We start from the raw sequence: 22,104 nt of genomic DNA on the forward strand, positions 1-22,104 counted from the left end.
CCTAGCCCCGCGCGGCTGCTGCCGCGCGGCGAGCGCGCGGCTGGATGAGGTTGACCATGGCACGCGTCACGAACACCGCCGTGAACACCGTGGTGACGATGCCGATCGACAGCGTGACGGCGAAGCCCTTGACCGGACCGGTGCCGAAAATGAACAGCAGCAGGCCGGCCAGCAACGTGGTGACGTTGGCATCCAGGATGGTGCCGAAGGCCCGCTCGTAGCCGGCCGCGATGCTGGCCTGCGGCGAGTTGCCGTTGCGCCGTTCCTCGCGGACGCGCTCGTTGATCAGGACGTTGGCGTCCACCGCCATGCCCAGCGTCAGCACGATGCCGGCGATGCCCGGCAGGGTCAGCGTGGCCTGCAGCAGCGACATGATGGCCAGGATCAGCAGCAGGTTGCCGACCAGGGCGAGGTTGGCAATCATGCCCAACGTGCGGTAGCGGATGGCCATGAACAGCACTACCAGCAGCAGCGCCGCCAGCACCGCGCGCACGCCCTTGTCGATGTTCTCCTTGCCCAGGCTCGGGCCGATGGTGCGCTCCTCGACGATGGCCAGCGGCGCCGCCAGGGAACCTGCGCGCAGCAGCAGCGCCAGGTCGCGCGCCTCGCGGGCGTTGTTCATGCCGGTGATCTGGAAACGCCGGCCGAGGCGATCCTGGATAACCGGCGCCGTGATGACTTCTTCGGTGCGGCGGCTTCGGCGCTCCAGCTTGCCGTCCGCGCCGCGCACGGTGTCGGTCGTGTTCTCGATGAACACCACCGCCAGCCGGCGGCCGATGTTCTCGCCGGTGACGCGCTCGAAGATGCCGGCGCCGCGACCGTCGAGGGACACGTGCACGACCGCCCCGCCGCTTTGCTGGTCGAAGCCCGAGGCGGCGTCGGTGATGTACTCGCCGGTCAGGATGGCCCGGTCCTTGATCAGGATCTGCCCGCCGGCGCGCAGCGGATACAAACGCGAACCAGGCGGCACGCGCCCGGCCAGCGCGCCGGCCAGGTCATGCTCCTCGTCCACCAGCTTGAATTCCAGCGTGGCGGTGGCGCCCAGCACTTCCTTGGCACGGGCCGTGTCCTGCACGCCCGGCAGCTGGACGATGATGCGGCTGTCACCCTGCTGCTGCACGATCGGCTCGGCCACGCCCAGCTCATTGACGCGGTTGCGCAGCGTGGTGATGTTCTGCTGCAGCGCCAGGCGGCGCACCTCGCTGCGGTAGGGATCGCCGAGACGCCCGATCAGGCGCTGGCCGTCGTCGGCCGCCGTGTCGACCACCAGCTCCGGATGTGTGCGGGCGATCAGCGCCTGCGCCTTGCCGACGTCCTCGGCCGAGCGCAGGCGCAGCTCGACGCCACTGGTTTCGCCTTCGGCCACGCGGCGCACCCACTCGTAACGCAGCTTTTCCTCGCGCAGCAGCTGGCGCAGGTCATCGACCAGTCGCTCCTCGGCCGCGCGCACCGCAGAGGCGGTGTCGACTTCCATCAGGAAATGCACGCCACCGCGCAGGTCCAGACCCAGGAACATCGGCTGCGCACCGATGCGCGACAGCCACGGCGGCGCCGCCGGCACCAGGTTCAGGGCCACCGTGTAGTCCTGACCCAGGGCGTCGCGCACGGCGTCCTGTGCTTTCAGCTGCTGGTCGGTGTCGACAAAACGCAGCGTGACGCCATCGGCGGACGGCGTCAGCGACTTGGGCGAAACACCAACGGCCTTGAGCGCAGCCGTGATTTTTTCGGTCGTGACGGCATCCACCGCCCGCCCACGCTGGCCGGAAATCTGCAGCGCCGGATCGGTGCCGTACCAGTTCGGCAAGGCATACAGGGCGCCCACGGCCAACACCAGGGCGATCAGCAGATTGGCCCACCAGGGGTAGCGGTTCATCGCTGAGGCTCAGATGGACTTCAGCGTCCCTTTGGGCAGCAACTGGCCAACAGCGCCTTTTTGCACCTTGACCTCGACGCCGTCGGCAATCTCGACCGCCAGATACTGCTCGGTGACACGCGCCACGCGCCCGGCCAGGCCGCCGGCCACCACCACCTCGTCGCCGACCTTGATCTCGGCGATCATCTTGCGGTGCTCCTTCTGCCGCTTCATCTGCGGCCGGATCATCATGAAATAGAACACCACGAACAGGGCCAGCACGAAGAACATGCTCTCGAAGCCCGGCGGCGCACCGGCACCGGCAGCAGCCGCGGGCGCCGGCTCGGCAAAGGCGTTCTGGATGAACATCGACATGCGGTTGTTCCTGCAACAGCGGAGCGTTTGCCGCCCCCACAAAAAGGCGCCGGATTATGCCACAGGGGGTATGGGCAACCCCTGGCGGGTATAGAAGTCGGTCACGAAGGCGGCCAGCGTGCCGGACGCAATGGCCTGCCGCAGGCCGGCCATCAGGGTCTGGTAGTAATGCAGGTTGTGCAGCGTGTTCAAACGCATCCCCAGCAACTCGCCGGCCTGGTCCAGATGCCGCAGGTAGGCGCGGCTGTGATGCTGGCAGGTGTAGCAGGCGCAGCCCTCCTGCAGCGGACGGGTGTCGTCGCGGTAGCGGGCGTTGCGCAGGCGCAGCACGCCGCTGTCGGTGAACAGATAGGCGTGGCGGGCGTGGCGGGTCGGCATCACGCAGTCGAACATGTCCACGCCGCGGCGCACGGCCTCGACGATGTCCTGCGGCGTGCCGACGCCCATCAGGTAGCGCGGCTGGCCCGCTGGCAGGCGCGGGCCGAGGAAATCGAGCACCCGCAGCATGTCCTCGCGCGGCTCGCCCACCGACAGGCCGCCGATGGCGTAGCCGTCGAAGCCGATCTGCTGCAGGCCGGCCAGCGAGGCGGCGCGCAAGTCCTCGTAAACGCCGCCCTGGACGATGCCGAACAGGGCTGCCGGATGATCGCCGTGCGCGACCCGGCTGCGCGCCGCCCAGCGCAGGGACAGCTGCATCGACCGCTGCGCGGTAGCGTGATCGGCCGGGTAGGGCGTGCATTCGTCGAAGATCATCACCACGTCGCTACCCAGGCCGTGCTGCACGGCAATCGCCTCCTCCGGCCCCAGGAAGACGCGGCTGCCGTCCACCGGCGAGCGAAACCACACCCCCTGTTCGCTGATCTTGCGCAGCGTCTTGAGGCTGTAGACCTGAAAGCCGCCGGAGTCGGTCAGGATCGGCCCCGGCCAGGCCATGAACCCGTGCAGGCTGCCGTGCCGGCGCACGATGTCCACGCCCGGGCGCAGCATCAGATGAAAGGTGTTGCCAAGCAGGATCTGCGCGCCGGCGCCGGCCACTTCCTGCGCCGTCAGGGATTTGACCGTGCCCTGCGTGCCGACCGGCATGAAGGCCGGCGTGTCCACCACACCGCGCGCGAAATTGAGCCGGCCGCGGCGGGCCGCGCCGTCCGTGGCCAGCAGTTCAAAGCTCAGGGGCATGCTGTCGGCTCCACGGGCCGTTCCACGAACATCGCGTCGCCGTAGCTGAAAAAGCGGTATTCCTGCTGCACGGCATGTCGGTAGGCGGCCATCACCGGCGCATAACCACCGAAGGCGCACACCAGCATCAGCAGGGTCGATTCGGGCAGATGGAAATTGGTCAGCAGCGCATCGACCACCCGAAACCGGTAGCCGGGCGTGATGAACAGCGCCGTTTCGCCGTCGAAGGGCGCAAGCGCCCCGCCGGCCGCCGCGCTTTCGAGCGCCCGCACCACGGTCGTGCCGACCGCGATGACCCGCCCGCCGCGCGCGCGCGTGGCCGCCACCTGCGCGCAGACCTGCGCCGGCACCACCACCCGCTCGGCGTGCATGCGATGGGCGGCCAGATCGTCCACCCGCACCGGCTTGAAGGTGCCGGCGCCCACGTGCAGCGTCAAGTAACCGATCTCGACGCCTACGGCCTGGACCTGCGCCAGCGTTTCGGGGTCGAAGTGCAGTCCCGCGGTGGGCGCCGCGACCGCACCCGGATGGCGGCCGTAGATGGTCTGATAACGACTGTCGTCGAGCGCGTCCGCGGCGCGGCTGATGTACGGCGGCAGCGGCAGTTCGCCCACCTCATCCAGCCACTCGCGCAGCGGCAGATCGAAATGCAGGCGCCAGAACTCGCCCTCGCGATCACCGACGCTGGCCATCACCCGCTGCCCGCCGCCAAAAAACTCGAGGCGCGCGCCGGCCGCCAGCGACTTGCCGCCGCGCAGCTGAACAAGGGCTTCCCGATCGCCCGCCAGGCGCTCGATCAATGCCTCGATACGCCCGCCGCTGGCCCGCCGGCCGCGCAGCCGGGCGCGAATCACGCGCGTATCGTTCAGCAGCAGCAGGTCACCGGCGCGCAGCAGGGATGGCAGGTCGGTGAAGGCAAGGTCGCGAACGGCCGATCCGGCCGGCAGGTGCAGCAGGCGACTGGCGCTGCGCTCGGGCAGCGGCTGCTGGGCGATCAGCGCCTCGGGCAATGCGTATGTGAAGTCCTGGCGCCGCATGGGGCCGCGGATGGTAGCAGAGGGCACACCGGCGGCTTGAGTCCGGCCCGCCGGATGCCCATACTAGGCGCCCCTCCCGGCCGGGATGGCGAAACCGGTAGACGCGCCAGACTCAAAATCTGGTGGGGGTAACCTCGTGAGAGTTCGATTCTCTCTCCCGGCACCAGAAAATCCGCCGGCATCACCCGCTCGAGCGCCGACTGCAGCAGGCCGAGGCCAGCGCGGACCGTCCGACAGCCCCGGGCGCCTTCGGTATACTGCCGCGCTGAAAAAACGACGATTTGCCTTGCGAAAGTGGCGGAACTGGTAGACGCACTGGTTTTAGGTACCAGCGGGGCAACCCGTGAGAGTTCGAGTCTCTCCTTTCGCACCATTGCCTCCCATTTACTCAACCTCCCGAATCCGTAATGACCACTTCCCTGGAAAGCACCGGCGCCCTGCAGCGTCGCCTGACGTTGACCCTGCCCGCGGACGAGATCGAGCAACAGGTCGCCGCGCGCCTGAACCAGCTGGCGCGCCAGGTGCGCGTGAACGGCTTTCGCCCCGGCAAGGCGCCGCTGTCGGTGGTGCGCCGCCAGCACGAGGCGCGCCTGCGCGACGAGGTGGTGGGCGAGCTGCTGCAGGGCAAGTTCATCGAAGGCCTGGGCGAGCACCAGTTGCGCCCGGCCGGCAACCCGGACATCCGCGCCGAACCCGCCGATGGCGGCGAGGCGCTGCGCTTCTCGGCCAGTTTCGAGGTATTTCCGGACATCACCCTGGCGGACCTGAGCGGCGTGACGCTGAGCCTGCCCACCGCCACCGTGACCGATGCCGACGTCGAGAAAATGCTCGACCGCATGCGCCGCCAGCGCGCCGAGTGGCCCGAAGTCGCCCGTCCGGCCGCCCGTGACGACCGCGTCATGATCGACTTCGTCGGCACCATCGACGGCGAGGCCTTCGAAGGCGGCACCGCGCAGGACGTGCCGATCGTTCTGGGCAGCGGCACCCTGATCGGCGATTTCGAGGACCAGTTGCTAGGCGCCAGCGCCGGTGAGGAGCGGACCGTCAAGGTCACCTTCCCGGCCGACTACCCGCGCGACACCCTGGCCGGCAAGGATGCCCAGTTCGCGGTCACCGTCAAGGCCGTGCAGGAAATCGCGCTGCCGGAAATGAACGTCGAGTTCGTGCAGGCCTTCGGCATCGAGGATGGCGACCTGGATGCGCTGCGGGCGCGGCTGCGCGAGCGGCTCGACCAGGAGCTGACGACCGCGCTGCGCCGGCGCCGCAAGGCGGCCGTCATGCAGTTGCTGGAGCAGCAACACCAGTTCGACCTGCCGCGCCGCCTGGTGCACGAGGAGGCGCACAGCCTCGCCCACCTGGCCCAGCAGCGCAATCCGGCCGTCGATCCGCATGCGGACATGGCGCCCTACGAGGCTGAAGCCGAACGACGGGTCAAACTTGGCCTGTTGCTTGCTGAAATTACCCGGCGCGAAGGCATCAAGACCGACCCGGCTCGTGTGCGCGCCGAAATCGAGCGCATGGCCGCCGGCTTCGACGACAAGGACATGGTGATCAACTGGTACTACAGCCAGCCGGAGCGCCTGCAGGAAATCGAAAACATGGCGCTCGAAGAGCAACTGGTCGACTGGGTGCTGTCAAAGGTGCAGGTCACCGAAGAGGTCTTGTCCTTCGACGACACCGTCGCCACCTGAAGCCGAACGCACGCAGCACCCTTACACCACGGAGCATTGCCTTCATGACCGACCCGTTCCACAGCCTGCCCGGCCCCGTTGCCCAGGGCCTCGTGCCGATGGTGGTGGAGCAAACCGCCCGCGGCGAGCGCGCCTACGACATCTTCTCGCGCCTGCTCAAGGAGCGGGTGGTGTTCCTGGTCGGCCCGGTCGAGGACCACATCGCCAATCTGGTGGTGGCGCAGCTGCTGTTCCTGGAGTCCGAGAACCCGGACAAGGACATCCATTTCTATATCAATTCGCCGGGCGGCTCGGTCACGGCCGGCCTGGCCATCTACGACACCATGCAGTTCATCAAGCCGGCGGTATCGACGCTGTGCATCGGGCAGGCGGCCAGCATGGGTGCCGTGCTGCTGGCGGCCGGCGCGCCTGGCAAGCGATTTGCTTTGCCCAACTCGCGGGTGATGATCCATCAGCCGCTGGGCGGCTTTCGCGGCCAGGCCTCGGATATCGAGATCCACGCCCGCGAGATGCTCAAGATTCGCGATCTGCTGAACGATATCCTGGCCGGGCACACCGGCCGCACGATCGACCAGATTCGCCAGGACACTGACCGCGACAACTTCCTGTCGGCGAAGGAAGCGGTCGAGTACAACCTGGTCGACAAGGTCATCGACAAGCGGGTGTGAGCGCTGGACGGACCGACGAAAGGTTTCTTGCAGGTGCCGTTGGCGGTATAAATTTGCTGACGAGGGATTCTGAAACGGGGCGCACCACCGGCTTTCGACGGCCGGCCCGGACGCCGAAGCAGTGACTTGCAGGATGAGGTTATGAGCGACGACAAACGCAGCAGCGACGGCGAGAAGCTCCTGTACTGCTCGTTCTGCGGCAAGAGCCAGCACGAGGTGCGCAAGCTCATCGCTGGCCCGTCGGTATTCGTCTGCGACGAGTGCGTCGAGCTGTGCAACGACATCATCCGCGACGAGGTGGGTGAGAAGGCCGCCGACGAGCGGCGCAAGCGCCTGCCGACCCCGCGCGAGTTGTGCAAGCACCTGGACGATTACGTCATCGGCCAGGAGCAGGCCAAGAAGATCCTGTCCGTCGCCGTCTACAACCATTACAAGCGCCTCGACGCCGGCCAGCAGAAGGACGAAGTCGAGCTGAGCAAGAGCAACATCCTGCTGGTCGGGCCGACCGGCTCGGGCAAGACCCTGCTGGCCGAGACCCTGGCGCGCATCCTGAACGTGCCGTTCACCATCGCCGACGCCACCACGCTGACGGAAGCCGGTTACGTCGGCGAGGATGTCGAGAACATCATCCAGAAGCTGCTGCAGAAGTGCGACTACGACGCCGAGCGGGCGCAGACCGGCATTGTCTACATCGACGAAATCGACAAGATTTCGCGCAAATCCGACAATCCGTCCATCACCCGCGACGTGTCCGGCGAGGGCGTGCAGCAGGCGCTGCTGAAGCTGATCGAGGGCACCATCGCCTCGGTGCCGCCGCAGGGCGGGCGCAAGCACCCGCAGCAGGAATTCCTGCAGGTGGACACGCGCAACATCCTGTTCATCTGCGGCGGCGCCTTCAATGGCCTGGAGAAAATCGTCCAGCAGCGCATGGAGAAAGGCGGCATCGGCTTCTCGGCCGACATCAAGAGCGATGCCGAGAACAAGGACACCAGCCGCCTGCTGGCCAAGGTCGAACCGCACGATCTGATCCGTTTCGGCCTGATTCCGGAGTTCGTCGGCCGCCTGCCGGTCGTGGCGACGCTGAGCGAACTGAACCGCGAGTCGCTGATCCGCATCCTGACCGAGCCGAAGAACGCCCTGGTCAAGCAGTACCAGAAGCTGTTTCGCATGGAAGGCGTGGAACTGGAATTCCGGCCCGAGGCGCTGGACGCCATCGCCGACAAGGCCATGGAACGCAAGACCGGCGCCCGCGGCCTGCGCTCGATCCTGGAGCATGCCTTGCTCGACATCATGTTCGAGCTGCCGTCGATGCGAAACCTGAAAAAGGTCGTCTTCGACGACAACATCTTCGGCGCCGAAGGCAAACCGCTGCTGATCTACGAAGACGCGCCGTTGCAGCAAAGCGCTGCCGGCGACTGAAAGCGCCACCCCGCCCGGTCCGGCAAGCCGCCCGGTCGGGGCTTGAGTTCGACCGGCGCCGCCTCCATCTGTTGCGCATGGCGGCCGCCGCGCTGCCCTTCCCCACTGCCGAGGCCTACCCCGGGTGACCGACCGTAAGCACAAGCGCTCCGACGCTGATTCCGATTCCCTGACGCTGCCGGTGCTGCCGCTGCGTGACGTGGTGGTATTCCCGCACATGGTGATCCCGCTGTTCGTCGGGCGGGAAAAATCGATCACTGCGCTTGAACTGAGCGACGCCCACGACAAGCGGATTTTCCTGGCCGCGCAGAAAGACGCCGGCATGGACGATCCGAAAGCGGACGACATCTACACCGCCGGTACCGTGGCGCACGTGCTGCAGATGCTCAAGCTGCCGGACGGTACGGTAAAGGTGCTGGTCGAGGGCATCAGCCGGGCCAGCGTCACCGAGTGGTCACAGCGCGACGGCTGTTTCATGGCCAAGCTGGCCATCCCGCAGGCAGCCGAGGTCGACCCCAAGGAAGACACGGTCCTGCAGCGCAGCGTGCTGGAACAGTTCGAGCAGTACGTGCGTGGCAGCAAGAAGATTCCGCCCGAGGCGCTGACGGCACTGGCCGAGATCAGCGACTCCTCGCGCCTGGCCGACACCATCGCCGCCCACCTGCCGGTGCGCCTGCCCAAGAAGCAGGAACTGCTGGAAATCGTCGACGTCGTGCCGCGCCTCGAACATCTGCTGCATCTGCTGGAGACCGAGATCGACCTGCTGCAGGTCGAGAAGCGCATGCGCGGCCGGGTCAAGCGCCAGATGGAGAAAAGCCAGCGCGAGTACTACCTGAACGAACAGATGCGCGCCATCCAGAAGGAACTGGGTGAGCTCGAAGACGGTGGCAACGACCTGGACGAACTGGAACGGCGCATCGAGGCTGCCGGGCCGCCCAAGGCGGTACTGGCCAAGGCGCGCAGTGAACTGGCAAAGCTGCGCATGATGTCGCCGATGGCGGCCGAAGCCACGGTGGTGCGCAATTATCTGGACTGGATCGTACAGCTGCCGTGGCGCACGCGCAGCCGCGTGCGGCGGGATCTGGACCAGGCCCAGCAGGTGCTGGAGCGGGACCACTACGGCCTGGAGAAGGTCAAGGAGCGGATTCTCGAATATCTGGCCGTGCAGCAGCGGGTGCGCAAGCTCAAGGGTCCGATCCTGTGCCTGGTCGGCCCGCCGGGAGTGGGCAAGACCTCGCTCGGGCGTTCGATCGCCAACGCCACCGGGCGCAAGTTCGCCCGCATGTCACTCGGCGGCGTGCGCGACGAGGCTGAAATCCGCGGCCACCGGCGCACCTACATCGGCTCCATGCCGGGCAAGGTGTTGCAGAACCTGGCCAAGGTCGGCACCCGCAATCCGGTGTTCATGCTCGACGAAGTCGACAAGATGGCCATGGATTTTCGGGGCGATCCGGCCTCGGCGCTGCTCGAAGTGCTCGATCCGGAGCAGAACCACGCCTTCAACGACCACTATTTGGAGGTCGATTACGACCTGTCGGACGTGCTGTTCGTGGCCACCGCCAACACGCTGAACATCCCCGCGCCGCTGCTGGACCGGATGGAAGTGATCCGCCTGGCCGGTTACACGGAAGACGAGAAGCTGAACATCGCCAAGCGCTACCTGGTGCCCAAGGCGCTCACCGACAATGGCCTGAAGGACACCGAAATCGCGTTCTCGGACGAGGCGTTGCGAGCCATCATTCAGCTGTACACCCGCGAGGCGGGCGTGCGGAATCTGGAGCGCGAGATCAACAAGGTCTGTCGCAAGGCCGTGCGCCAGGCGGTGCAGAAGACGCGCAAGGGCAAGCTGCGGATCACCGACAAGAATCTGGGCGAGTTTCTGGGCGTGCAGCGCTACCGGCCCGGCCTGGCGGACACGCAGAACCGGATCGGCCAGGTAACCGGGCTGGCCTGGACCGAAGTTGGCGGCGAACTGCTGACGGTGGAAGCCGCCGTCGTCCCGGGCAAGGGCGGTCTGACGCTCACCGGACAGCTGGGCGAAGTCATGCAGGAATCGGTAAAAGCGGCCCTGACCGTGGTGCGCAGCCGCGCGTCACAGCTGGGAATCACCGCAGAAAGCTTCCAGCAGAACGATTTTCACCTGCACGTACCCGAGGGCGCGATACCCAAGGACGGCCCCAGTGCCGGCGTCGCCATGGTCACGGCGTTGACCTCGGCGCTGAGCGGCATTCCGGTGCGGGCGGACGTAGCCATGACCGGCGAAATCACCCTGCGCGGCGAGGTGTTGGCAATCGGCGGCCTGAAGGAAAAGCTGCTGGCCGCACTGCGAGGCGGGATCGTCAAGGTATTGATTCCGAAAGATAATGAAAAAGACTTGGCCGATGTGCCTGAGGACGTTAAGCAACGCCTCGACATCCAGCCGGTGCAATGGATCGACGAGGTATTCGAGCACGCCCTGACCGCGCTGCCAGGGGCCGTATCGGTGCCGGTGACGGCGACGGATACGCCGCCCGCGCCCGCAGAAAGCTACATCGCACACTGATCCGAAAAAAAACGCTTTGTTGACATGCGTTTTTTGCCGTTGGTATAACTCGCCGGCCCATGTCTGGCGCGGGTTTTCCGCGTATTCCCGGGCGAACAAGACTCAGGGCAACTCAACCACCGACCCAGGGGGACTCACGTGAATAAATCTGATCTGATCGACGCGATTGCCGACGGCGCCGAAATTTCCAAGGCGGCCGCCGGACGCGCGTTGGACTCGGCCGTCGACGCCATCACCGCAGCGCTCAAGAAGGGCGACACGGTCACTATCGTAGGCTTTGGCACGTTTTCGGTAGGCAAGCGCGGCGCGCGTACCGGTCGCAATCCGCGCACCGGCCAGCCCATCAAGATCAAGGCCAGCAAGACCGCCAAGTTCAAGGCTGGTAAAGGCCTCAAAGACGGCATAAAATAACGCGTTCTTGCAGGGGTGCTTAGCTCAGCTGGTAGAGCGTCGCCTTTACACGGCGGATGTCGGGAGTTCGATCCTCTCAGCACCCACCGAATGCATCTGGAGCGGTAGTTCAGCTGGTTAGAATACCGGCCTGTCACGCCGGGGGTCGCGGGTTCAAGTCCCGTCCGCTCCGCCAATTTTGGCGCTACGCCATTTACCAGCCGTGAAGGGTGGAGTCGGTCCCAACCGGCTTCACCCTTTGTGTTTTCTGCAACCTGAAAAACAGACCCATGCTGGAACAAATCCGCGAAAAGGCCCCACGCTGGCTGGTCAGCACGATCCTGGTGTTGCTGGTCGTGCCCTTTGCGCTGTGGGGAGTCAATTCCTACGTACAGCCAACCGGCAACACCGCCGCGGCGCGCGTCGGCGACGCTTCCATCACCGTCGATGCCCTGCAACAGGCCCTGCGCCAGGAAGGGCAACGCCTGCGCCAGAGCCTGGGCGACGCCTATTCACCGGAATTTCTCGACCATCCGGGCACCCGGCGCGCGGTGCTCGAGCGCCTGATCAACCGCGAGTTGCTGCTGCAGGAGGCCAATCGGCGGCGTCTGCAGGTGCCCGACGCGGCCGTGGCGGCGGTCATCCAGGCCGCGCCGGCCTTTGCTGGAGAAAACGGCTTCGATCGAGCACTCTACGAGTCGCAGCTGCGCCGCCAGGGGCTCACGCCCGCCGCCTTCGAGGCCGACTTGCGCAGCTCGCTGGCCTTGCAGCAGCTCGAGTCCGGCCTTGCCGAAACGGCATTCATCTCTGCAGCCGAGCTCGATGAGCTGGCCGCACTGTGGTTCGAGCGGCGCGACCTGCGCCTGGCAACGATCGACTGGCAAAAATTCGCGCCTGCAGCCCCCCCGGACGATGCGGCCATCCAGGCCTATTACGACGCATACAAAACCGACTTCCAGACCGCCGAGCAGGTGCGCGTGGCGTACCTGGAACTGAGCCTTGACGCGATGGCGAGTGAACTGGCCATCGACGACGCCATGCTCCAGAAGCGCTACGAGGAACTCAAACCCGAGCTCGGCAGCGCCGAGCAGCGCCGGGTTCGGCACATCCTGATCCGGGTGGCCGAGGATGCGCCGCCGCAAGCCGTCGAGCAGGCGCGGCTGAAGGCCGCCGAGCTACGCGCCAAGCTCCTCGCCGGCGCTGATTTCGCAGCGCTGGCCAAGGCCGAGTCAGCCGATCCGGGCTCCGCCGAGCAGGGTGGCGATCTGGGCTATTTCACGCGCGGCGGCATGACCGCCGCCTTCGACGAGGCGGCGTTCACGCTGGCCAAGAACACCCTGAGCGAACCGATCCGTACGCCGTTTGGCTTTCACCTGCTGGAAGTGACCGACATCAAGCCCGGCAGCGTGCCGCCGCTGGCCGAAGTGCGCGACAGCCTGCGCCAGCGGCTGCAGCGCGAACTGGCCGAGGAGCGGTTTTTCGCCGCCGCGGAAACCCTGCGCAACCAGAGCTTCGAACACCCGGACACGCTGGAACCGGCCGCCAAGGCGCTGGGGCTGCCGGTGCAGGAAATCGGCCCTGTTGCGCGCAGCGGCAACACCGGCATCGCTGCCAACCCGGAATTCCTGCGCCATGCCTTCAGCAACGAGGTCATCGGCGGTGAGAACAGCGAGGTGTTCGAACTGGGCAGCGGGCGCTACGCGGTGCTGCGCGTGACCGAACACACGCCGGCGGCACCGCGTCCACTGGAGGATGTGAGGGCGGACATTGTCCTGCGCCTGCGCCAACAGGACGGTGCGGCGGCGGCCCGCAAGGCCGGTGAGGCGCTGCTCGAGAAACTGTGGGCCGGTGAGAACATCGAGGCACTCCTGAGACAACACGGTGCGGAATTCAAGGCGCTGCCCGACGTGGGCCGCGAGGGCACGGAAGGTCTGCCGGCTGCGGTACTCAAACAGGCCTTTGCCTTGCCGGTCAGCGACGGCATACCGGGCCACGGTGGCCTGGCGCTGGACGACGGCAGTTACGTAATCGTCACGGTCACCGGCCGTCACGCCGGGGCGGCAGCCGCGGATGCCCAGACGCGGGAGGCGCTGCGCACGCAGTTGCTTGCCATTCGCGCCGACCAGACGCTGACCGAACAGCTCGCCGCGCTGCGAGCGCGGTATCCGGTGCGGATCGTCCAGAACCAACCGTAGCCGACCGGCCCCGCAGAACCGGCGCTGCGACGGCGTATCAGCCGCCCATGCCGACGATGTTGTAACCGCCGTCGACGTAGGTGATCTCGCCGGTCACGCCGGCCGCCAGGTCCGAGCACAGGAACGCCGCCACGTTGCCGACGTCCTCGATGGTCACGTTGCGCCGCAGCGGCGCATGGGCGGCGTGGTAATCGAGCATGCTGCGCAGGCCGGAGATGCCGGACGCCGCCAGGGTGCGGATCGGGCCGGCCGAGATGCCGTTGACGCGGATGCCGTCCGGCCCCATGGACGCGGCCAGGTAGCGGATGCAGGCCTCGAGGCTGGCCTTGGCCAGGCCCATGACGTTGTAGTTCGGCAGCACCCGCACGGCACCCAGATAGCTCAGCGCCAGCAGCGCGCCGCCGGGGCGCAGCATCGGCCGGGCGGCCTTGGCCAGCGCCGCCAGGCTGTAGGCGCTGATGTCGTGCGCCTGGCGAAAACCCTCGCGCGTCACGGCCTCGACAAAGCTGCCCTGCAGTTCCTCGCGCGGCGCGTAGGCGACGCTATGCACCACGATGTCGAAACCGTCCCAGCGCTGGCCAAGCGCTGCAAACGCGGCCTCGATCTGGGCGTCGTCACCCACGTCCAGCGGCAGGGTGATGTCGCTGCCGCACTCGGCCGCGAATTCCTCGACCCGCTTGCGCAGCTTGTCGTTCTGGTAGGTGAAGGCGAGCTCGGCACCCTGCCGGTGCATCGCCTCGGCAATGCCGGTGGCAATCGAGCGATCACTGGCCACGCCGACGACTAGCGCCCGTTTGCCGGTCAAAAATCCCATCGCGTACCCCCTGCCCTGCGCCTGATCGGGCGCGCATTATAGCCGCCGGCCGGTATTCCCCCAGCGGCGCCGGCGGCTGCGTCCGGCGCCGGGGCCGCTATGGCAGAATCGCCGCCAATGCGCCTTCCCGTCCCGTTTCGCCTGCTGTTGCCCCTGCTGCTGATCGCGCTGGCCGGCTGTGGCGAGGCGCCCCTGAACAGCCCTTACCCGGCCAGCGAGCAAAACGCGAACACGCTCTACGCGGCGTTCGCCGAACGGCCCAAGCATCTCGATCCGGCGGTCGCCTACAGCTCGAACGAGTACGCCTTCATCCAGCAGGTGTATGAGCCGCCGCTGCAATACCACTACCTGCGCCGGCCGTACGCGCTGGTGCCGCTGAGCGCGGCCGAACTGCCCCGCACGACCCTGCTGGACCGCGTCGGCAATGCCCTGCCCGCCGACGCCGACCCGGCCCGTGCAACGGCCAGCATGTATGAAATCCGCATCCAGCCGGGCATCCGCTACGCACCGCACCCGGCCTTTGCGCGCGGCGACGACGGGCGGCTGCTTTACCACCGCCTGGACCCGGCCGCGCTCGGACGCATCGACACCCTGGCCGACTTTGCGCAGCGCGCCAGCCGCGAACTGACCGCCGACGATTACGTCTATCAGATCAAGCGCCTGGCGAGCCCGCGCGTGCAGTCGCCGATCCGCGGCCTGCTGCAGGCCCACATCGCCGGTTTCGCGCAGCTGACCGAGGCGCTGGCGGCTGTCGATGATGACAAGTGGCTGGATCTGCGCCGCTTCGATCTGGCCGGCGTGCAGGCGGTCGACCGCTACACGCTGCGCATTCGCCTGACCGACGTCTACCCGCAGTTCACGTACTGGCTGGCGATGCCGTTTTTCGCGCCGCTGCCGTGGGAAGCGGACCGCTTCTACAGCCAGCCGGGCCTGGCCGCCAAGAACATCAGCCTGGACTGGTACCCGGTCGGCACCGGGCCGTACATGCTCAGCGTGAACGATCCGAACCGGCGCATGGTGCTGGAGCGCAATCCGCTGTTCCGCGGCGAGCCGTATCCGGCCGACGGCGAGCCGGGCGACGCCGCCGCCGGCCTGCTGGCCAATGCCGGCAAGCCGATGCCGTTCATCGACCGGGCCGTGTACAGCCTGGAGCGCGAGAGCATTCCGGTGTGGACCAAGTTCCTGCAGGGCTACTACGACCGCTCGGCGGTGGGCCAGGACAGCTTCGACCAGGTAGTGAACCTGGGCGCCGGGGGCGAGCTCGAGCTCACCGAGGCCATGCGCGCGCGCGGCATGCGCCTCAGTTCCAGCGTCATGTCGTCGATCTTCTACACCGGTCTGAACATGCTCGACGACACCGTCGGCGGTTACGGCCCGAAACAGCGCGCCATGCGCCAGGCCATCGCCATCGCCATCGACCAGGAAGAATCCATCGCCATCTTCCAGAACGGCCTGGGCCTGGCCATGCAGGGGCCGCTGCCGCCCGGCATCTTCGGCTACCGCGACGGCGAGGCCGGCATCAACCCATACGTCTATGGCTGGCAGGCGGGCCGGCCGCAGCGCCTGGGCATCGAGCGCGCCCGGGCACTGCTCAAGACGGCCGGTTACCCCAACGGGCGCGATGCCGCCAGCGGCAGGCCGCTGGTGCTGTACTTCGACTCCATGGCCAGCGGCCCGGACGCCAAGAGCTACATGGACTGGCTGCGCAAGCAGTTCGGCAAGCTGGGCGTGCAACTGGTGGTGCGCAGCACCGACTACAACCGCTTCCAGGACAAGATGCGCCGCGGCCAGGCGCAGATTTACCAATGGGGCTGGAACGCCGACTACCCGGACCCGGAGAATTTCCTGTTCCTGTTCTATGGGCCCAACGGCAAGGTCAAGCACGGCGGCGAGAACGCCAGCAACTACGCCAATGCCGAGTTCGACCGCGCCTTCGAGCGCATGCGGGTGCTGCCAAACGGCGCCGAGCGCCAGCGGCTGATCGACCGCATGGTCGAGCTGCTGCGCCGCGACGCGCCCTGGGTAGCCGGCTTTCACCCGCAGCAGGTGGTGCTCAATCACGCCTGGACCGGCAACCTGAAACCCAACGACATGGCCACCAACACGCTCAAGTACCAGCGCCTCGATCCGTCCCTGCGGGCCAGCATGCGGGCGGCCTGGAACAAGCCTCACTGGGCACCGGTCGTGGCCGTCGGCGCGCTGTTGCTGCTGAGCACGCTGCCGGCGATCCGCCTGTGGCGCAGACGCCTGCGCGCAAACGCCCACGGCGACCACCCATGACCGCCTACCTGCTGCGCCGGCTGCTGTACGCGGTACCGATCCTGATCGGCGTGAACCTGCTGACCTTCGCGCTGTTCTTCGTGGTCAACAGCCCGGACGACATGGCGCGCCTGCACCTTGGCAACAAGCACGTCACTGCCGACGCCATCGCCACCTGGAAGCGCGCCCACGGCTACGACCGACCGCTGCTGTACGCGCCACAGTCGAACGGCCTGGGCCGCTTCACCGACACCATTTTTTTCGAGAAGTCGGCCCGCCTGCTGGTGCTCGATTTCGGCCACGCCGACGACGGCCGCGACATCGGCCGCGACATCCGCCAGCGCATGGGGCCGAGTCTGGCCATCGCCGTGCCGGGCCTGATCCTTGGCCTGCTGACCAACATCACGCTCGCGCTGGGCGTGGTGTTCGTGCGCGGCAGCGGCCTGGAGCGGGCGGCGGTTTTCCTGGCCGTGGTCGGCATGTCGATCTCGACCCTGTTCTACATCATCGGCGCCCAGTACCTGCTGGCCAAGCTGCTGAACCTGGTGCCGGTGTCCGGCTGGCAGGACGGCTGGGGCGGGCTCAAGTTCCTGGTCCTGCCGCTGCTGGTAGGCGTGCTGTCGGGCATCGGCGGCGGGCTGCGCTGGTACCGGCTGCTGTTCCTGGAGGAAGCCGGCAAGGACTACATCCGCACCGCCCGCGCCAAGGGCCTGTCCGAAGGCCGCGTGCTGGGCCGCCACCTGCTGCGCAATGCCGCCATTCCAATCCTGACCGGCGTGGTGGCGGTGATCCCGCTGCTGTTCATGGGTGGCCTGCTGACAGAGTCGTTCTTTGCCATCCCGGGCCTTGGCAGCTACACCATCGACGCCATCCAGAGCCAGGACTTCTCCATCGTGCGCGCCATGGTGTTCCTGGGCGCGCTGCTGTACCTGCTCGGCCTGCTGCTGACGGACGTGTCCTACACGCTGGCCGATCCGCGGGTGCGCCTGCAGTGATGACCTGGCCAGTGCAGCCGGTGCTGCTGACCACCGATCTGCTGCTGTGGCTGATCGTGGCCGCCGCGACCGCACTGCTGTGGCGGGCCCGCTACACGCCGCGCCTGGCGGCGGCCTTCAGGCAGCTCGCGCGCCGACCAATGGCGATGGCCTCGCTGGTGTTTCTGGCGCCCTATGTGGCGGTGGCCCTGCTCGATTCGGTGCATTTTCGGCCGCCGCTGGCGGACACGCCCGGCGCCTACAGCCCGGTGGTGGAATCCGTTCTGGACCGGCTGCTCATGCCGCTGCGCGAGCGCGGCGAGAAGACCTACTCGGCACCGCTGGCCCTCTACAGCTACGCCCGCGAGACGGTCACCGCAGACGACGGCAGCGTGCAGCGGGTGTTTCCGCGCCTCGAGCACGGCGGGGCGCATCTGGCCGATGTCAGCGCCCGCCGTGGCGACATCGCCCGGCGACTGTGGCCAGCGCTGGTCGCGGGCCTGGCGGTTGGCGCGGCGCTGACGGCGCTGGTCTGCTGGCGCGTGGCGCGCCGCGCGCGGCTGCCGTGGCGCGTGGCCGCCCGCCACCTGCTGCGGGGCGATACCGATGTGGCCTGGCGCAGCGCGCTGCTCACAGCCACGCTGCTTGCCATCACGGTCGCCGCCGTGGCCGCGCTGGCAACCGCCTACCACGTGCTGGGCACCGACAAGGTCGGTCAGGACGTGCTGTACCTGAGCCTCAAAAGCATCCGCACCGGCGTCATCATCGGTAGCGGCAGCCTGCTGCTGGCGCTGCCGCTGGCGGTGCTGCTGGGCACCGCGGCCGGTTACTTCGGCGGGCGCGTGGACGATCTGGTGCAGTACCTGTATGCGACGCTGAACGCCATCCCCGGCGTGCTGCTGATCGCCGCCGCGGTGCTGACGCTGGACCTGTACATGGACCAGCACGTGGCGGCCTTCGCCGACGTGCAGCAGCGGGCCGACCTGCGCCTGACGGCGCTGTGCCTGATCCTGGGCGCCACCGGCTGGATTGGCCTGTGCCGACTGCTGCGCGGCGAGGCGCTCAAGCTGCGTGAGCTCGAATACGTGCAGTCGGCGCGCGCCCTGGGACAGACGCAGTGGCGCATCATCGCCCGCCACCTGTGGCCCAACCTCACGCATCTGGTCTTGCTTACCGCGGTCATCGACTTCAGCGGCCTGGTGCTGGCCGAGGCCGTACTGTCCTACGTCGGCGTCGGCGTGGATCCGGGCACCGTGTCGTGGGGCAACATGATCAACACCGCCCGCCTGGAGCTGGCCCGCGAGCCGGCCGTGTGGTGGTCGCTGGCGGCGGCCTTCACCTTCATGCTCGGCCTGGTGCTGCCGGCCAACCTGCTGGCCGATGCCCTGCGCGACGCGCTCGATCCACGCCAGGGCGGTAAGCACTGATGTCCCACCTGCTCGAACTGCGCGAACTGCGCACGCAGTTTTCGACCCCGACCGGGCCGCTGGTCGCCGTCGATGGCGTCACGCTGAGCCTGGATGCCGGCCAGACGCTGGTGCTGCTGGGCGAATCCGGCTGCGGCAAGTCGGTCACGGCGCTGTCCATCCTGCGCCTGCTGCCGCCCAGCGCCCGCCAGGTCGGCGGCGAAGTGTGGCTGGACGGCACGAACCTGAGCGCCCTGCCGGAGGCGGCCATGCGCGCCGTGCGCGGCCGGCGCATCGGCATGATCTTTCAGGAGCCGATGACCAGCCTCAATCCGGTCATGCGCATTGGCGCACAGATCGCCGAGGTCATCACCCAGCACCTGGGCGGCAGCCGGCGCGCCGTGCGTGCGCGCGGTGTGGAGTTGCTGGCCGCCACCGGCATGGCCGACCCGGCGCGCCGCTACGACGAGTTCCCGCACCAGTTGTCGGGCGGCATGAAACAGCGCGCCATGATCGCCATGGCGCTGGCCTGCGACCCGCAGCTGCTGATCGCCGACGAGCCCACCACGGCGCTGGACGTCACCACCCAGGCGCAGATCCTGGACCTGCTGCAGGGCCTGCAACGCGCGCGCGGCATGGGCCTGCTGCTGGTCACGCATGATCTTGGCGTGGCCGCGCGCATGGCCGACCAGGTCGCCGTGATGCAGGCCGGGCGGGTGGTGGAACAGGCGCCGCGGGAGCGGTTCTTCAGCGCTCCCCAGCATCCCTACTCGCAGGCGCTGTTCGCCGCGCTGCCGGACTTCTCGCGCCGCGGCCAGTCGCTGACCGGAGCGCGGCAGGATGGCGCCGTGCCGGCAACGGCGGACGCGGCCGGCGAAACCGTGCTCGAAGTGCGCGACCTGAAGGTGCATTTCCCGATCCGCCGCGGCCTGCTGCAACGCCAGGCCGGCGCCGTGCGGGCCGTGGACGGCGTGTCGCTCAGCCTCGCCCGCGGCCGCACACTGGCCGTGGTCGGCGAGTCCGGCTGCGGCAAGACCACGCTCGCCCGCGCCATCCTGCGCCTGCAGGACATCAGCGCCGGCAGCGTGCATTTCGAGGGCACCGATCTGGCCAGCCTGCCGCCGCGGCGGCTGCGACCCCTGCGCCGTTATTTTCAGATCGTGTTCCAGGACCCCTACGGCTCGCTGAACCCACGCCTGCGCGTGGCGGACATCGTGCGCGAGGGCCTGGATGCGCTCGGCATCGGGCAGCGCGCCTGGCGCGAACAACGGGTGGCGGAATTGCTGGCCCGCGTCGGCCTGCCCACCAACGCCGCCGACCGCTACCCGCACGAGTTCTCCGGCGGCCAGCGCCAGCGCATCAGCATCGCCCGCGCGCTGGCCGTGCAGCCGCGCCTGCTGGTGTGCGACGAGCCCACCAGCGCGCTGGACCTGTCCATCCAGGCGCAGATCCTGGACCTGCTGCAGGAACTGAAGGCCGAGCTTGGCCTCAGCTACCTGCTGATCACGCACAACCTGGGCGTGGTCGAGTACCTGGCCGATGAAGTGGCGGTGATGTACCTGGGCAGGATCGTCGAACACGGCCCGGTGGCCGGCGTGCTGCAATCGCCACAACACCCCTACACGCGCGCCCTGCTGGCGGCCGTGCCGCGCGTGGCGGTGGATGCCGTTACAGAGCCACACGTAGCGGCCGGCGATCCGCCCTCGCCCGCGGCACCGCCGGCCGGCTGCCACTACCACCCGCGCTGCCCGCTGGCCACCGACCTGTGCCGCCAGACCTATCCGCCCACGGTGACACTGGCCGGCGGGCTGCGGGTGGCCTGCCATCACCTCGACCAGCGCCAGTAGGCAGCTGCCGGACGAACCTTCGCGTCAGGCGTCCTCAGGGCTTCCGAATCACGGCGCCTTGGCGTGACTCGCCCTGGGCGAGTCGGCGACCGGCTGCCGCCTGGATGCCCCATCGATACCGTTGACGCCGGTCAAGATGGCCTGCCGGCCCCGTCCGCATGATGCGTTCTGCGTTTCACCCGGCGCGCCCCGCTCGTCGGACCCGCCGCATGGACGACGTCGCTCATAAGGAGATGAGAACGATGGCAACACACGCCCCGGCCCCCAGCGAAACCCTGCTGCGTGAATACATGCGCGCCCCGCGGCTGGCCATACCGACCGCCCTGCTGGCGGTCCTCATGCTGGGCGGCATGGCGGCCGTCTGGTACCTGTGCCTGAGCGGCCGCATGAGCTTCTGGGCCGGCGCGCTGATCAACGGCCTGCTCAGCTACGGCCTGTTCAGCCCGATTCACGACGGCGCCCACCGCGCCATCTCGCGCATCGGCTGGCTGAACGAAACCATCGCCGACGTGTCGCTGCTGTTCCTGTTCCCGTACGCGCCGATGGTGGCGCTGCGCTGGCTGCACAACCAGCACCATATCCACGCAAACGGCGTCGAGGATCCGGACCGCTTCGAGCACGACGCGCCCAAATGGCAGGCACCGCTGCGCTGGGCGTTCTTCGACCTCTGGTACATCTGGTACTTCTTTACCCGCGGTCAGCACCTGGTGAAGAAACACAGGAAGGAACTGATCGCGTTCTACAGCTGCCTGACGCTGGCGGTCGGGACCCTGATCGCGCTCGGCTACGGCTACGAGCTGTTCATGCTGTGGTTCATCCCCACGCGCATCTCGCTGTTCCTGATCGCCGTGGTGTTCGTCATCCTGCCGCACCACCCGGCCATGGTCAGCCATCATGAGGATCCGTATCTGGCCACCACCATGCGCATGGGCTGGGAATGGCTGCTCACGCCGCTGCTGGTGTATCAAAACTACCACCTGATCCATCACCTGTACCCGACGGTGCCGTTCTACAAGATGCACCGCGTGTGGTACCTGCGCTACGACGAGCACGTCCGGCACAACGTCAGCTACCAGACGGCGTTTGCGCTCGAGCCGCAGAACATCGAGCTGCACCGCAAGTTCCATGCAACAACGGGCGTGACCGGTAACGGCTCCGCCGCCCCCCTGTCGCCAGCCTGAAGCAGATCATCACGACGGCCCCGACGCCTAGCGCGGGGCCGTCTGTGTGCTGGACGGGGCCTGTCCCTGTGTGCCGGGTTGTGGCGCCTGCCGTCCTGGACCGCTAACGACGGCGCGGACCCCGCTCGGTCGCAGCGCGGGCAAGGTGATGCCCACTTTGCGCCTGCACGATCAACGGCCGGCGCCGATCGGATAACCGGCCGGACAAAAGGTCGGTCCCGTCCCGGATGGCATGTTCCCTGAAGCGGCGCCGACAAATACCGCCTTCGCTGGCCAGG

At 67.7% G+C, this 22,104-nt stretch carries 16 protein-coding genes and 4 tRNA genes; 15 read left to right on the forward strand and 5 right to left on the reverse strand.

The genetic code is table 11. From position 1 onward, the window contains the following. Position 1: 1 nt before the first annotated feature. From secD to queA, 4 genes are read right to left on the reverse strand one after another with little or no spacing between them, the layout of a single operon-like run. Complete coding sequence (gene secD, locus H5U26_RS00220) at positions 2 to 1,873, reverse strand: protein translocase subunit SecD (RefSeq protein ID WP_290615582.1); 1,872 nt, start codon at positions 1,871 to 1,873, stop codon at positions 2 to 4. A gap of 9 nt (positions 1,874 to 1,882) precedes the next feature. Beyond that, positions 1,883 to 2,221 carry a preprotein translocase subunit YajC gene (gene yajC / locus H5U26_RS00225; RefSeq protein ID WP_366055866.1) on the reverse strand — a complete coding sequence of 113 codons (339 nt, stop codon included), beginning with the start codon at positions 2,219 to 2,221 and terminating at the stop codon, positions 1,883 to 1,885. A gap of 60 nt (positions 2,222 to 2,281) precedes the next feature. Further along, a complete protein-coding gene (tgt, locus tag H5U26_RS00230; RefSeq protein WP_366055867.1) occupies positions 2,282 to 3,397 on the reverse strand; it encodes a tRNA guanosine(34) transglycosylase Tgt in 1,116 nt (371 codons plus the stop codon). Beyond that, positions 3,394 to 4,440 carry a tRNA preQ1(34) S-adenosylmethionine ribosyltransferase-isomerase QueA gene (gene queA / locus H5U26_RS00235; RefSeq protein WP_290615585.1) on the reverse strand — a complete coding sequence of 349 codons (1,047 nt, stop codon included), beginning with the start codon at positions 4,438 to 4,440 and terminating at the stop codon, positions 3,394 to 3,396. Before queA ends, tgt begins: the two co-directional genes overlap by 4 nt. Before the next feature lie 79 nt (positions 4,441 to 4,519). On the opposite strand from queA, the gene H5U26_RS00240 reads away from it, so the two are divergent. From H5U26_RS00240 to H5U26_RS00285, 10 genes are all read left to right on the forward strand, one after another. Next, a tRNA-Leu gene (locus H5U26_RS00240) sits at positions 4,520 to 4,606 on the forward strand. 122 nt (positions 4,607 to 4,728) lie between these two features. Then, positions 4,729 to 4,813 (forward strand) — tRNA-Leu (locus tag H5U26_RS00245). A 34-nt stretch (positions 4,814 to 4,847) separates the two neighbouring features. After that, a complete protein-coding gene (gene tig, locus H5U26_RS00250; RefSeq protein WP_290615586.1) occupies positions 4,848 to 6,131 on the forward strand; it encodes a trigger factor in 1,284 nt (427 codons plus the stop codon). A 44-nt stretch (positions 6,132 to 6,175) separates the two neighbouring features. Then, positions 6,176 to 6,799 carry an ATP-dependent Clp endopeptidase proteolytic subunit ClpP gene (gene clpP / locus H5U26_RS00255; RefSeq protein WP_290615587.1) on the forward strand — a complete coding sequence of 208 codons (624 nt, stop codon included), beginning with the start codon at positions 6,176 to 6,178 and terminating at the stop codon, positions 6,797 to 6,799. Positions 6,800 to 6,940: 141 nt separating this feature from the next. Next, positions 6,941 to 8,218, forward strand: a complete 1,278-nt coding sequence (gene clpX, locus H5U26_RS00260; protein WP_290615588.1) for an ATP-dependent Clp protease ATP-binding subunit ClpX — start codon at positions 6,941 to 6,943, stop codon at positions 8,216 to 8,218. 124 nt (positions 8,219 to 8,342) lie between these two features. After that, the gene (gene lon, locus H5U26_RS00265) at positions 8,343 to 10,760 is read left to right on the forward strand and encodes an endopeptidase La (RefSeq protein ID WP_290615589.1); all 2,418 of its coding nucleotides are present in this window, start codon (positions 8,343 to 8,345) and stop codon (positions 10,758 to 10,760) included. A gap of 138 nt (positions 10,761 to 10,898) precedes the next feature. Beyond that, a complete protein-coding gene (locus H5U26_RS00270) occupies positions 10,899 to 11,171 on the forward strand; it encodes an HU family DNA-binding protein (protein WP_290615590.1) in 273 nt (90 codons plus the stop codon). Positions 11,172 to 11,184: 13 nt separating this feature from the next. Beyond that, positions 11,185 to 11,257, forward strand: a tRNA-Val gene (locus H5U26_RS00275). A gap of 12 nt (positions 11,258 to 11,269) precedes the next feature. Further along, a tRNA-Asp gene (locus H5U26_RS00280) sits at positions 11,270 to 11,346 on the forward strand. Between the two features lie 94 nt (positions 11,347 to 11,440). Continuing rightward, on the forward strand, positions 11,441 to 13,345 hold the full coding sequence (locus H5U26_RS00285; RefSeq protein ID WP_290615591.1) for a SurA N-terminal domain-containing protein: 1,905 nt from the start codon (positions 11,441 to 11,443) through the stop codon (positions 13,343 to 13,345). A gap of 37 nt (positions 13,346 to 13,382) precedes the next feature. On the opposite strand, the gene H5U26_RS00290 is transcribed toward H5U26_RS00285, so the two are convergent. Further along, positions 13,383 to 14,159 carry an enoyl-ACP reductase gene (locus tag H5U26_RS00290; RefSeq protein WP_290615592.1) on the reverse strand — a complete coding sequence of 259 codons (777 nt, stop codon included), beginning with the start codon at positions 14,157 to 14,159 and terminating at the stop codon, positions 13,383 to 13,385. 117 nt (positions 14,160 to 14,276) lie between these two features. On the opposite strand from H5U26_RS00290, the gene H5U26_RS00295 reads away from it, so the two are divergent. The 5 genes from H5U26_RS00295 to H5U26_RS00315 all read left to right on the forward strand — a co-directional run bounded on the left by H5U26_RS00295 (position 14,277) and on the right by H5U26_RS00315 (position 21,826). Then, positions 14,277 to 16,439 (forward strand): ABC transporter substrate-binding protein, encoded by a 2,163-nt coding sequence (locus H5U26_RS00295; RefSeq protein WP_290615593.1) that lies wholly within the window; start codon positions 14,277 to 14,279, stop codon positions 16,437 to 16,439. After that, a complete protein-coding gene (locus H5U26_RS00300; protein ID WP_290615594.1) occupies positions 16,436 to 17,413 on the forward strand; it encodes an ABC transporter permease in 978 nt (325 codons plus the stop codon). The genes H5U26_RS00295 and H5U26_RS00300 overlap by 4 nt, the downstream gene beginning before the upstream one ends. Further along, positions 17,413 to 18,819, forward strand: coding sequence for an ABC transporter permease (locus tag H5U26_RS00305; RefSeq protein ID WP_290615595.1), 1,407 nt, complete (start codon positions 17,413 to 17,415; stop codon positions 18,817 to 18,819). The genes H5U26_RS00300 and H5U26_RS00305 overlap by 1 nt, the downstream gene beginning before the upstream one ends. Continuing rightward, a complete protein-coding gene (locus H5U26_RS00310; RefSeq protein WP_290615596.1) occupies positions 18,819 to 20,645 on the forward strand; it encodes an ABC transporter ATP-binding protein in 1,827 nt (608 codons plus the stop codon). Before H5U26_RS00305 ends, H5U26_RS00310 begins: the two co-directional genes overlap by 1 nt. 242 nt (positions 20,646 to 20,887) lie before the next feature. Continuing rightward, positions 20,888 to 21,826, forward strand: coding sequence for a fatty acid desaturase (locus tag H5U26_RS00315; RefSeq protein ID WP_290615597.1), 939 nt, complete (start codon positions 20,888 to 20,890; stop codon positions 21,824 to 21,826). Positions 21,827 to 22,104: the final 278 nt, after the last annotated feature.

It is taken from the genome of Immundisolibacter sp., assembly GCF_014359565.1.
In the GTDB taxonomy this organism is placed as follows: domain Bacteria; phylum Pseudomonadota; class Gammaproteobacteria; order Immundisolibacterales; family Immundisolibacteraceae; genus Immundisolibacter.